Source organism: Pseudoalteromonas sp. HM-SA03 (assembly GCF_002289345.1).
In the GTDB taxonomy this organism is placed as follows: Bacteria; Pseudomonadota; Gammaproteobacteria; order Enterobacterales; family Alteromonadaceae; genus Pseudoalteromonas.
The window spans coordinates 1-13299 of record NZ_NSDG01000022.1 but is presented as its reverse complement, the minus strand read 5'-3'; the positions used below and the strand labels follow the sequence as shown (position 1 = coordinate 13299).

General features: G+C 42.7%; 11 protein-coding genes. 8 read left to right on the top strand and 3 right to left on the bottom strand.

What is annotated here, in order from left to right:
- Positions 1-2: 2 nt before the first annotated feature.
- On the bottom strand, positions 3-1049 hold the full coding sequence (locus tag CKO50_RS04310; RefSeq protein ID WP_010379026.1) for a type IV pilus twitching motility protein PilT: 1047 nt from the start codon (positions 1047-1049) through the stop codon (positions 3-5).
- Between the two features lie 30 nt (positions 1050-1079).
- Between CKO50_RS04310 and CKO50_RS04305 the strand changes: the two genes are divergently transcribed.
- The 7 genes from CKO50_RS04305 to CKO50_RS04275 all read left to right on the top strand — a co-directional run bounded on the left by CKO50_RS04305 (position 1080) and on the right by CKO50_RS04275 (position 7232).
- Positions 1080-1763 carry a YggS family pyridoxal phosphate-dependent enzyme gene (locus CKO50_RS04305; protein ID WP_095727154.1) on the top strand — a complete coding sequence of 228 codons (684 nt, stop codon included), beginning with the start codon at positions 1080-1082 and terminating at the stop codon, positions 1761-1763.
- A 13-nt stretch (positions 1764-1776) separates the two neighbouring features.
- Positions 1777-2598 carry a pyrroline-5-carboxylate reductase gene (gene proC, locus CKO50_RS04300; protein WP_039494449.1) on the top strand — a complete coding sequence of 274 codons (822 nt, stop codon included), beginning with the start codon at positions 1777-1779 and terminating at the stop codon, positions 2596-2598.
- A gap of 9 nt (positions 2599-2607) precedes the next feature.
- Positions 2608-3141 carry a YggT family protein gene (locus tag CKO50_RS04295; protein ID WP_010379021.1) on the top strand — a complete coding sequence of 178 codons (534 nt, stop codon included), beginning with the start codon at positions 2608-2610 and terminating at the stop codon, positions 3139-3141.
- A 10-nt stretch (positions 3142-3151) separates the two neighbouring features.
- Positions 3152-3586, top strand: a complete 435-nt coding sequence (locus tag CKO50_RS04290) for a DUF4426 domain-containing protein (RefSeq protein ID WP_095727153.1) — start codon at positions 3152-3154, stop codon at positions 3584-3586.
- A gap of 7 nt (positions 3587-3593) precedes the next feature.
- Positions 3594-4187 (top strand): XTP/dITP diphosphatase, encoded by a 594-nt coding sequence (locus CKO50_RS04285; protein WP_095727152.1) that lies wholly within the window; start codon positions 3594-3596, stop codon positions 4185-4187.
- Positions 4184-5320, top strand: coding sequence for a radical SAM family heme chaperone HemW (hemW, locus tag CKO50_RS04280; RefSeq protein WP_095727151.1), 1137 nt, complete (start codon positions 4184-4186; stop codon positions 5318-5320). Before CKO50_RS04285 ends, hemW begins: the two co-directional genes overlap by 4 nt.
- Before the next feature lie 79 nt (positions 5321-5399).
- Positions 5400-7232: a DUF885 family protein gene (locus CKO50_RS04275; RefSeq protein WP_095727150.1), complete on the top strand. Its 1833-nt coding sequence runs from the start codon at positions 5400-5402 to the stop codon at positions 7230-7232.
- Between the two features lie 388 nt (positions 7233-7620).
- On the opposite strand, the gene CKO50_RS04270 is transcribed toward CKO50_RS04275, so the two are convergent.
- Positions 7621-9423, bottom strand: a complete 1803-nt coding sequence (locus tag CKO50_RS04270) for a HAMP domain-containing sensor histidine kinase (protein WP_095727149.1) — start codon at positions 9421-9423, stop codon at positions 7621-7623.
- Between the two features lie 44 nt (positions 9424-9467).
- Entirely contained in the window at positions 9468-10859 is a 1392-nt protein-coding gene (locus tag CKO50_RS04265) for a diguanylate cyclase (RefSeq protein WP_095727148.1), read from the bottom strand.
- 711 nt (positions 10860-11570) lie between these two features.
- Between CKO50_RS04265 and CKO50_RS04260 the strand changes: the two genes are divergently transcribed.
- Positions 11571-13178 carry a methyl-accepting chemotaxis protein gene (locus CKO50_RS04260; RefSeq protein WP_095727147.1) on the top strand — a complete coding sequence of 536 codons (1608 nt, stop codon included), beginning with the start codon at positions 11571-11573 and terminating at the stop codon, positions 13176-13178.
- The last annotated feature ends 121 nt before the right edge of the window (positions 13179-13299 follow it).

The window sequence follows — 13299 nt, the reverse complement described above, 5'->3', positions numbered from 1 at the left end:
ACTTAATAGCCGCTATTAAACTGATTTTTGTCATGCGCTTTTGCACGCGCATCCTGCTGAGTGATCAAACCACGGTTTAATAAATTTGTAAGGCATTGATCCATGGTCTGCATACCGTGCATTGCACCGGTTTGAATTGCCGAATACATCTGTGCAATTTTGTCTTCACGAATAAGGTTACGAATAGCAGGGATCCCGAGCATGATTTCATGCGCTGCGATTCGCCCGCCGCCAACTTTTTTCACCAACGTTTGTGAAATCACCGCTTGTAGCGACTCTGACAGCATAGATCGCACCATGTCTTTTTCTTCACCTGGGAACACATCCACAATACGGTCGATGGTTTTAGGTGCTGAGGTAGTATGCAAAGTACCAAATACTAAGTGGCCTGTTTCCGCGGCAGTTAGCGCTAAACGAATGGTCTCAAGATCACGTAATTCACCAACTAAAATAACGTCTGGGTCTTCACGGAGTGCGCTTCTCAGCGCCGCGTTAAAGCTGTGCGTGTCTCTATGTACTTCACGTTGGTTAATCAGGCTTTGCTTGTTGTCGTGAACAAATTCTATCGGGTCTTCGATGGTTAGAATATGGTGATGTTTGTTGTTATTAATATAATCCACCATCGCAGCCAGCGTGGTTGATTTACCAGAACCTGTCGGGCCGGTTACCAATACTAAGCCGCGTGGGTTGTCGGAAATTTTGGTAAAAATGTCTGGTGCCCCCAAATCATCTAAGCTCAGCACTTGATTTGGAATGGTACGGAACACCGCAGCAGGACCACGATTTGAATTAAAGGCGTTAACACGAAAACGCGCCAGATTTGGCACTTCGAACGAGAAATCTACCTCAAGGTTTTGCTCATAGTCACGACGTTGATTATCATTCATAATATCGTAGATGAGGCTGCTGACGTCTTTTGCTTCTAACGGCGGAATATTCACCCGACGTACGTCCCCGTCAACACGGATCATAGGGGAAACACCCGAAGAAAGGTGTAGGTCAGATGCTTTGTGTTGAACACTAAAAGCCAATAATTCTGTAATATCCATTTATAACTCCACAATGAGCACTAGTACTATATGGTTACAATAGCAGAACGCTTAGATAACGCCTACGGCAGGATAGAAAAAGCCAAACAAAACTGTCAATTCAGCGAAACAGTACAATTACTCGCGGTTTCTAAAACCAAACCTATCGTCGATATTGAGGCTGCGATTGCGGCGGGCCAAACCCAATTCGGTGAATCTTACGTACAAGAAGCGGTTGATAAAGTTGCCTATTTTAAACAAAACAAGGCGCTTGAATGGCACTTTATCGGTCCAATCCAGTCCAATAAATCAAGATTAATCGCCGAAAACTTTCATTGGGTACAAAGCGTGGATAGAGAGAAAATCGCACGCAGGCTAAATGAGCAAAGACCAACAAACTTGAAGCCACTCAAGGTGCTATTGCAGGTCAATATTAGCGGTGATGACAACAAATCAGGTTGTCATCCCGATGAGGTTGATACGCTCGCGCAGTTTATTAATGACTGTCGTCAATTGGAGCTTCGTGGCTTGATGACTATCACAGAGCAAACCGATGATAAACAAAAGCAATTACAATATTTCCAGCAAATGCGCGCTTGCTTTGATAGACTAAAGGACCAATATCAACAGCTAGATACCTTATCGATGGGAATGAGTGGTGATTTAGACACTGCGATTGCAGCAGGTTCCACTATGGTTCGCATTGGTACTGATATTTTTGGCAAACGACAGTGAGGTGAATAACACAATGTCAAACAAGACAATTGCATTTATTGGAACGGGAAATATGAGCTATGCCATTATCGGTGGCATGATCAAAAGTGGCTTTGACGCGCAGTCTATTATTGCCACCAACCGCAATGCAGAGAAACTTGCCAAAGTCGCAGAGCAATTATCGGTAAGAACAACACAAGATAATCTAGAAGCAGTCGCCGCGGCTGACGTCATTGTCTTGTCTGTAAAACCACAGATGATGGCCGAGCTGTGTCAGACCTTTCAAGATGCAGATATTGATATTAGCAATAAACTGTTTATCTCTGTCGCCGCTGGAATTACCGTTGCACGACTGAGAGAAATGCTCGGCCAACCGGTAAAAATGGTGCGCTGTATGCCTAACACGCCATCGTTGCTTGGACGCGGTGTGTCTGGCTTGTATGGCGTCGACATCAGCGATGAAGAAAAAGACTATGTTGAGCAAGTATTTTCATCCACAGGTATTGCCCTGTGGCTTGATGAAGAGTCGAAAATCAACGACGTTATTGCGGTAACGGGTTCGTCTCCAGCATATTTCTTCTTATTTATGGAAGCCATTGAAGAAAAAGCTAAAGCCCTCGGTTTTAGTCCTGAGGAAGCCAGAAAGCTTGTGCAGCAAACTGCGCTAGGCGCGGCTGAAATGGCATTATCGCAACCTGAAATTAGCATTGCTCAGCTACGCGCTAACGTCACCTCTAAAGGTGGCACAACCCACGCAGCCGTTGAGCACTTAAAAGCACAGCAATTACCAAAAACCGTAGCGGACGCGATGGATGCATGTATCGCGCGCGCTGAAGCAATGGAAAAAGAAATCTAAAGGTGACCAATGAATGCCATGCAATTTTTAGTCGGGATCGTATTTGATCTATTTTTAATGGTCGTATTACTACGATTCTGGTTGCAGCTTGTCAAAGCGGACTTTTATAACCCGCTAAGTCAAGCGGTTGTTAAAGCAACCTCTTTTGCCGTGAACCCACTGAGAAAAATCATTCCGGGTGTAGGCGGTTTAGATCTTGCCTCTTTGGTGCTGGCATTCATTATTGGCTTTGCCAAAATGGCGACGCTGATGGCGTTATTCGGTGGTTACTTTGACGCTTTAGGCGCGCTGATTGGTGGCGCTATTACGGTAGTAAAAGAAGCATTTAGTCTGGTGTTCTGGATCCTTATTATTCGTGCCATTTTAAGTTGGGTAGCGCAAGGCTACAATCCAGTTGCCGCCGTGTTCGAGCAATTAACAGAGCCGATGCTAAGACCTATTCGTAAAGTGATCCCACCGCTAGGTGGACTGGACTTATCTATTTTAGTCTTAATTATCGGCATGCAATTTTTGCAGATCCTAATGATGGATTTACTGAGATAGGAGCATCCCAATGAAACCATTTATTATTGCGTTAATGATGCTGCTTGCACCGGGCGTATTCGCTCAAGATGAACAAGGCGGTCAATTTAAAGACTTAGGTCCTTGGGAAGTGCATTATATCGCCTTCCCGTCTACCTTTGTTCAGCCCACAATTGCAAAAGCGTATGGTTTAATTCGTAGTGGTAACAAAGCGATTGTGAATATCTCGGTCTTGGCCGACAAGCCAGGAAAACCAGCAGTCAAAGCTCGCGTTGCAGGAAGCGCCAAAAACTTACTTGGTAAAACCATACAGCTAGAGTTTAAAGAAGTCGTGGAAGGTGAGGCAATATACTATCTTGCCCAATTAGATTACGACGATGAAGATATTTTTCGTTTCGACATTGAGATCAGTGAAGGTAAGCAAAGCCGCAAACTCACGTTCTCACAAAAGTTTTATGTAGAGTAGAGAAAATATGTCAAATAAAGTGGTACTTGCCACGGGCAACCAAGGTAAAGTCAAAGAGCTTAGCGCGATGCTAAATCAGTATGACATTGAGGTATTACCGCAAAGTGATTTCAACGTGCCAGAGGTTGCGGAAACCGGCACGACCTTTGTGGAAAACGCCATTATCAAGGCACGTCATGCTGCTAAGATTTCTGGCTTGCCTGCCATTGCCGATGACTCAGGCCTTGAGGTAGACGCGTTAAACGGCGCACCTGGAGTATATTCAGCGCGTTATGCTGGCGCAAACGCCGACGACCAAAAAAATATTGATCACTTGCTTGCAGCGCTTGGCGAACAAACTGAGCGCAGCGCCCGTTTTTGGTGTGTTTTAGTTTATATGCGCCACGCTGACGACCCAACGCCGATTATTTGTCAGGCAAGTTGGGAAGGTGAAATCACCACAACGCAACAAGGCCGAGAAGGGTTTGGTTACGACCCAATCTTTAAGGTACAAGGTTTAAACTGCACATCAGCAGAGCTAACCAAGGAAGAAAAAAACGCAATCAGCCACAGAGGACAGGCACTTAAACAACTCGTCAGTCACTTTCAAGGCCTCGCGTGAAACTACCTCCATTAAGTCTTTATGTGCACGTACCTTGGTGCGTGCAAAAGTGCCCTTACTGTGATTTCAACAGCCATGGTAAAAAGGGCGATATTCCTGAATCGGAATATATTCAACATTTGCTCCACGATATCAAAGCCGATCTTCACTATGTTCAGGGCCGTAAACTCAGTAGTATTTTTATTGGCGGTGGCACCCCTAGCCTGCTTTCAGGTGAAGCGTACCGCTATTTACTCAGTGAAATTGAGGCGCTAATTGGTTTTGAGGATGACATTGAAGTCACTTTAGAAGCAAATCCAGGCACTGTTGAGACAGATCGTTTTAAACATTATGTCGCGGCTGGCATCAATCGTATTTCGATAGGTGTACAAAGCTTACAACAGGAAAAGCTTACTCAACTTGGTCGTATTCATGGCGAGCAAGAAGCGCTAAATGCCGCTCAAGAAGCACATCAAGCAGGGTTAAATAGCTTTAATCTTGATTTGATGCATGGTCTTCCTAATCAATCTGTTAGCGACGCCTTAAGTGATTTAGAAAAAGCCATAGCAATGGCACCGCCACACCTTTCTTGGTATCAATTAACCATTGAGCCAAATACGCAGTTTGCCTCTAAACCTCCGGTTTTACCTGAGGATGAAACACTGTGGGACATCCAAGAACAAGGTCAGGCATTACTTGCGGAGCACGGCTACCAGCAATATGAGATCTCAGGCTATGCCAAAGCAGGATTTCAATGTCGACATAACTTGAATTATTGGCAATTTGGCGATTATATCGGGATCGGCTGTGGTGCACATGGCAAAATCACTTTGCCTGAGCAGCAACAGATCTTAAGAACCGTAAAGGTAAAACACCCTCGCGGCTATATGGATCTGAGTAAACCCTATTTGTATGAGCAGTGGCATGTTGCAAACGATGACAGACCATTTGAGTTTTTTATGAATGTGTTCCGTTTAAAAACCGCCGCATCAAAACAACAGTTTGTTGACTACACAGGCCTTGAACTTAGCGCGATTGCAACGCAAATTGCTGAGGCCGTAAATAAGGGTTTGATTGAGGAAACCAACGATTCATGGCTAGTTACAAATAAAGGCCACCGATACCTCAACGATCTGCTAGAGTTATTTGTTTAACATAGAAATAATGCGGGTGATATTCACTGCAACCCGCATGAAAACCGCCATTCGGCAACATATAATAAAAGGGTATAAAATGCGTAAATTAACCATTTTAGCAGCAGCGGTAAGCGTCGCGCTTTTTGCTGGCTGTCAACAAACCACACACTCTCCAGCACCTGCTCCAAAAGCTGAACAACAAGTCGTAAAAAGTGAAGTAGAAAAGGCAAACGCACTTTTTGAAGCGTCGTTTACCCGTGGCGTAATGCGTAGCCCAGTTTACCAAACTTATATGGGTATCAAACAAGACTACGACAAGTGGGATGACGGCAGTGAAGCGCGACAACTTGAAGATCTTGAACTGACGAAACAAGACTTAGCCGCGCTTAATGCGATTGATCGCAGTAAGCTCGATGCCAATACGCAAGTGAGCTACGACTTATTCAAGCAAGGCCTTGAAAACACCATTGCAGATTTTAAATGGCGTTACCATTCTTATCCGGTAAATCAGATGTATGGTACACACTCAATGGTGCCTGCATTTTTAATCAACCAACATCAAATTACCGATGTGAAAGATGCCAAAGCGTATATCTCACGTTTAAATGGCGTACCGGCTGTATTTGATCAGCTCATCGTTGACTTAAAAGCGCGTGCGGATAAAGGTATTATTGCGCCGAAATTCGTTTTCCCTCACGTCATTGAATCAAGTGAAAATATCATCAAAGGTGCGCCATTTACTGCGGGTGACGACTCAACGTTACTGGCTGATTTCAAACGCAAAGTAGCAACACTTGAAATCAGTGAAGACGAGAAATCAGCGCTGGTAAAAGAAGCAACAGACGCGCTAACAACAGCAGTAAAGCCTGCTTATAACAAGTTGATTGGTTACCTACATAAACTTGAGAAAAAAGCAGACAATCGTGATGGTGCATGGAAATTCCCTAACGGCGAAAAGTTTTATAATAACGCCCTAGCACGTACGACAACCACAGCATTAAGCGCTGAAGAAATTCACGAAATCGGTTTATCAGAAGTGGCGCGTATTCATGACGAAATGCGAGCAATCAAAGAGAAAGTGGGCTTCAAAGGCGATTTAAAAGCCTTTATGGAGTTCATGAAAACCGACAAGCAGTTTTACCTTCCAAATACAGAAGCTGGTAAGGCACAATATTTAGCCGAAGCCAAAGCGATGATCGATAATATGAAGTCACGCTTGGATGAGCTGTTTATCGTTAAGCCAAAAGCGGACATGATAGTAAAACGCGTAGAGGCATTCCGCGAAAAATCTGCAGGTAAAGCTTTCTACCAGCAACCCGCGCCTGACGGCTCACGTCCTGGTGTTTACTATGCAAACCTTTACGACATGGAAGCGATGCCAACTTATCAAATGGAAGCCTTGGCTTATCACGAAGGTATTCCGGGTCACCACATGCAGATCGCAATTGCTCAAGAGCTAGAAGATATGCCTAAATTCCGTAAGTTTGGTGGTTACACTGCATACATCGAAGGTTGGGGCTTATATTCTGAGCTTGTGCCAAAAGAAATGGGTTTATACGAAGACCCTTATTCAGACTTTGGTCGCTTAGCGATGGAATTATGGCGTGCATGCCGCTTAGTGGTAGATACAGGGATCCACGCAATGAAGTGGACACGTCAAGAAGGTATTGATTACTACGTAAACAACACACCAAATGCTAAGTCAGACGCAGTGAAGATGGTAGAGCGCCATATTGTTATGCCTTCACAAGCCACTGCGTACAAAGTGGGGATGTTGAAGATCCTAGAACTTCGTGAAGCCGCTAAGAAAGAACTAGGCGATAAGTTTGATATTCGTGAGTTCCACGACGTCGTACTGAAAAATGGCCCAGTTCCACTAAACGTGCTTGAATTATTTGTTGATGAGTGGGTAGCGAGCAAAAAAGGCTAACTCCTACTGCCAATGAACCGAATAAAAGCCAGCATGATCAGTCATGCTGGCTTTTTTACTTTATTTACCTTACATAAGCTGTATTCAGATAAGCAAATCGGTATAAGATATAACGGCCGCGCGAGAGCGAGTTGTTATCCCACGCTCCGGTTACTTAACCTGGGGTTTGGATAAGGAGTGAGCTAACTAATTGCTTTTAAACTCACATTAAATTATTTCCTTATCTAGCTAGAGAGTTTTGGGGATAACCCCGCTCTCACGTCCTGCTACCGCCCTGGTACCTACATCCTGTAGGCAAGGCGAATTTATGCACCAATAGCTAGATTCAACGCAGTTAGCACAAAAACTGGCTGCTAGAAAGGCGTTAATTATCCGAAGCTCAGATTACTCACTCTTCTGTAAAATTAAACTCTGTTCCGGTTAAAATAATATGCAAGCAGGCACCGCCATGCGCAGGGCTTTGCATTTTGATTTCGCCCTTCAACTTCTGTGTTACTAAGTTATATACAATACTCAAGCCAAGTCCTGTCCCCCCCGAAAAACGTTTTGAAGTAACGAAAGGCTCAAATATAGCAGGCAATAACTCTTTATCTATACCGGCACCATCATCTTTAAAATAAAAATGGATATAGTCATTAATTAGCACGGTAGATACCACAATATTGAGCTTTTGCCCGTCAATCTTGGCGTGCTTGATGCAGTTGTTAATACTGTACCCAACAACTTGGCTAAACACCGACGGGTAGCTTATTAAAGTTAAGTTTTCGGGGATTTCGAGTGCAATGGCATAGTCTTCTTGGTTTAATTCTGATTGGTAGCAATCAAAGACATTTTTAACTAAATGCTTAAGGTTGAACGTACTCTTTTCTTCAAACTCTCGATTCACTGCCACTAGCTTAAAATCATCTACTAGCGAGGCTGTACGGTGGAGGTTGTTTTCTAATAAATATAGCGCTGCTTCTGCCTCGGTAATTAGTGTCGTCAAGGTTTGCCGCTGTAACTTACCAAGTTCAAGTTGTGATTTTAGTGTCGCAACTTGCTCTTTTAAATGCGATTGGCTGGTAATAGCAACACCAAGCGGCGTATTAAGCTCATGAGCAAAGCCACTCACCATATTTCCTAAGCTCGCCATTTTGGCTTCTTCAATCAAGCGTTGCTGCGCTGCGCTCAGACGCGCAAGCAAGGTTTCAATAAATGCCAATAGGTCATCAAGTTGGTGACCTATTTGTGCAATCTCATCGTTGCCGTCAATATTCACCCTTAAGCTAAAGTCTTCAAGTTTAGCAACTTTTACGAGTACTTTATTGATAGCCAGTATATGCCGTGTGACTTTGCTATTTTGATAATTAAGTAAGATAAGCACGGCAATATTCATCAGTACAATTAAAATAAGACCATATAAAATGATACTTTCTTTACGTTCTTGCGTAACGGCTTGGGTACGGATTGATACCAGTTCAAACTGGCTTCTTAATTTTTGTTTCTCGGTGAACAGCTCTGCACGCACGCCTTCTCCATCGTGCAAACCTAGCTTTCTCAAAATAGCAACATAGTTTGCAAAACCCGCTTCATAACGTTTAAGCAAGTTGCTTACCTCTTCACTAAGCGCACTGTCTTTGATTAGTTGCTTAGCATGTATGACTAGTTGTTCGTGCTGCTGCAAATAACCCAAGTCAGCTCTTAACAAAAAATCTTTTTCTCGACGCCTTAATTCCAATATAGCAATTTCCAACTGAGGTATGGCCTTACCAGAAATTCGCTCCTGTAAAGCATGAGCGCTACGTCTAAATTCACCATAAATGCTTGCATTTTCGTCATAGCCGAGCAGCTCATGCAAGCGGACAAGTTCATCCAGTTTACCAAAGTAGGATTTTGACAGTTCATCGAGTTGTAATAGTAAAGGCAACAAGGCCCCTTCATTGGCCATAGAATTAAGTAAGTTACTAAAGCTATCCTGATAGCTGTACTTTAATTGTGGGATGGCAGAAACGTCATCTTTTTGTGCTCGAATAAGAATATGCTCTTCTTGATCCATGGTTCGTTGTAGAGCGGTTTGTAGCTGAGTGAATTGTGCAGTAAGGCGCGCACTACGACTCACTTCGTAATACAAAAACCAGCTGACGAATATAATTACAATCGCAGAAGTCAACGCGGCAATTTTGAAAAATAGAACTGACTGCTTTAGCTGCACGGCACATTCCCACTTAATTGATACTCTGTAAGCTTAGTATAGTTCTAATGGGTTTCCTGATTTGTTTCCAAAACCTCACTTTCTTTTTGCTGTCGTTGCGACAGATTTTTATCGTAATACATGTTGTGGTCGGCTCGCGCCATGAGGCCTGAGACACTATCTTGGTTTGCTGTAGGAAAAGCGTAACCAATGCTCACCGATATTTGAATGATGTGTCTGTCAACGTGTAAGGGTTGACTTGCAACCTGCTCCTTAATATTTTTTATAATTGAGTTAACCAAAGCTTCCTCTGACACTCTGTGCAAAATAACAATAAACTCGTCTCCCCCTAAACGCGCGATAAAGTCGTACACTCGCACCGAGTTCATCAAAATTGACGAAACATGGAGTAACAGCTTATCTCCCACTTCATGACCAAACTTATCATTTACTTGCTTAAAATTATTTAGATCGAGGTTAAGCAACACAAATGATGGTTGTTCTGAACGACCAAGTAACGTATTGAGTTGCCTAATCGCATAGCGACGGTTGGGTAACTTGGTTAAATCATCTTGCAGCGAGGCTGTATGTGCTAAGTGATACGATCGATAGAGCACTAATAACGAGAGAAACAATATTGAGGCAACAGCAGTAACCAAAATCTGTGCTTGTTGTCTTGCTTTTGCATAAGTGCTCTCGTCTATTTGATAATCAGCTACAAGTTGCCATTCACCAGATGGTAAGTTAATTGGGATGACTAAATCTGGTGTTTCAAACAAGGTAGCAGTGCCATAAAAGACATCCCCCTGTTCACCTAGTCCATCCCGGCCTCGAATCGCTAAAATGGCGCTGTCCAACTCGCTAATACCACTATATTCGAGCAGCTTTTGATAATCTAGAACTACACTAATCGCGCCCCAGTAGCTTTCATTCCTCGGATAATCTGAAAACACAGGAAACCTCGCTATCAAGGCTTCACCGCCTTGTACTAACTGTAATGGACCGGCGATAAATACTTTTTGAGAGATTCTTGCAATTTCAACAGTGCGAAATTGTTCAGGGTTAGTGCGAAAATCGAAACCGATAGCTGCTCGATTCCCTTCAACTGGATAGACATGACTAATGATATTATTTGGTGCGAGGCCAACATGACGAATAAGTGTCGACTTTTCAACAGCTTTAGCAACCACATGAGACCAATGTTCAATTGCAAAATCAGGGTCGATAGTAACAAAGGTAGCTAAACTTTCAGCCAGATAGGTGTCCATAAATATGGCGTTTTCAATTTTGGCGCGGACAAGTGAAATGTTAGACCTTACCGTTTCGGTTCTTTCGCTTACTTCCTGAACCACAATAGAGTGAGAAATAAGATTTACCGCGTAGAAAGTCAAACTCCAGAACACGATGGTAAACAACGATAACAGCACTATGGTTTGCTTTTCTACGGTTACCTTCATCGCCTCTCTTGCCTAATAAAATTTAGCTGCTTAAATCTACAATAAACCAATTTAATTACAAAATCATAGGCAATTTACCGAAAACCGCCAATTTACGAAAAAGCAAAAACCCAAAAAGATGGACGCTCGTATCACTCATCAACCACTTCAAAAATGGCAAGGACTAAGTGCAAGATCACACAAATGTAGTACATGCACTATCAAACTAAACTCTTATAGGCCAAGTAACACAGATATTAATTTATGATAGCTGGTTTCCTGAAAGCCCTATAGTTAAACCATTAGGGGTTACTTCCTCTACACAAGTTGATTCAGTTAAAAGTTATGTCGTAAAAAAGACACAAGAAAAAATAGTCGAGAAAATTAATGGTGATAACGAAACAACTTTTGCTATTAGCTCAATGTTAGATGGCGATGAAAAGTGGAGATTGATTGAAAAGCAGTGAAAATTGAATCGATAACACAACGACTACCTAGCGTGGCAGCCCAGCAGTACCCAGCGCAATCATCCCAAGATGAAATTTAGTTAATGGCAATAATTACTGCATCTAATCTCACTAAAGTGTATGTGTATTAGCTAAGAGAAATTTTTGTCACTGTGAATCTCATATCGTCACTCAAGAATCTGCTAATATGTAACATTAGTAGTTAGCCCGCGAAATACGTATCAAGGATATGATGTAATCAAAATTTGATATTCAGGTGGTAACAATGAAATTAAGTAAAAAACTTTACCTTGCCTTTGGTACGCTAATCTTTCTGATGACATTCTCCAGCACCCTAGTATGGTTCAAAGTCTCGTCAGAAACCACTCGTGCTTTTGAGATCAAAAATGATGATCTTCCAGGCATGATCTACTACAACCAACTATTAGGTATTGGCCATAAGTTAGAAGCCTCAGCGCTCGAGTATGCAAACGGTGATAAAAGCAAAAAGCAGCTATTCGATAAGCAATTTGAAGAATTCAAAGAAACACATAAAGCGCTTTATATCTACGAATCAAATAAAGCTTCAGACCGTGAAAAGCTAGCTAGAATAATGAGCTTGATATCTCAATACCAAAATCACATTCAGACTGAGTTGTTCAATGTTCAAAATATAAGTCTAGAAAATAGTAACCGGACTTTAAAATCTGCGGATGATACTTACCTTTATCCACTAAATAAAATCTTAACAGTATCTGCCAACGAAGAAAGAGAAGACGCAATCAGGTCTCTTGATAATTTAGTCAATGGCCTCAACTCAACACTCTTAATTATAATTATCATTTGTATCGTTGCAGCAATATTAGGGGTGATAGTGGCTTACTCAATGAATAAATCCATCATAAACCGCCTGAATCAAGTACTTGAAGTTGCGGAGCGAGTGGGTAATGGCGATATTTCTCAGCCCGATATCGTCCATCAAGGCAAAGATGAAATAGATAGCCTTGCCTCGTCAACAAATAAAATGGCAGCTTCATTGAATAACCTGCTCAAAGAAATCAGTAAGGTCGTTGGAGAAGTCCGTACATCGAGCAGTGATATCGCCGCTACAAATAACCAAATTGCCGTACGTAGCCAATCCTCTTCAGATCAATCAACTCAAGTTGCTACGGCGATAGAAGAAATGAGCGCGACCGTTTCCGAAGTTGCAGCACAGAGTCAAGTCGCCGCGGGCCATGCAGATCAAGCAAGATCTCTCGCCAGCCAAGGAGGTAAGTCGGTAGGTGAAACCATAGAAAAAATCCGTGCAGCTTCAAAAGATGTACAAAGTACCGCTAGCAACGTAACCAACTTGGGGGAGCTAAGTAGTCAAATAGGCAATGTAATTAGCGTTATTGGCAGTATTGCAGAACAAACCAATTTACTGGCGCTTAACGCGGCAATTGAGGCTGCAAGAGCTGGCGAACAAGGCAGAGGGTTTGCCGTTGTGGCCGACGAAGTAAGAACACTGGCTGAACGCACCTCACAAGCCACAGAAGAAGTTGTATCAACAGTACAATCAATCCAATTACAAACAGAGCATGCAGTCTCTTCTATGCAAAGCAGCGTGAATCAAGTTGAGCAGAGTGTATTAATGGCGGAAGAAGCTGGAACTCAGCTTGAAGAAATAGTCAAAAGTGCATCAGAAATCGCAACTATGATCCAATCCATTGCAACAGCGACAGAGGAGCAGTCAGTTGTTGCGAGTGAAATGGCCCGGGATGTATCACATATTGAAGAGTCTAGTCGTAGCTCATTGCAAGACACCCAAGTAGCAGCTCATTCAAGTGAAGAGTTGCGTGAACAAGCAACCGCTCTTGCACAATTAGTGCAAAAGTTCATATTACGCTCATAAAGTTTTTAGATATGCTTTAAACTTGAAAAAGCCGCTGTTTAGCAAGCCAATTCGTCGAGATAAATCTCGACCTACAATTGAGGCATAAAAAAACCCCAACCAATCGGTTAGGGTTATAAAA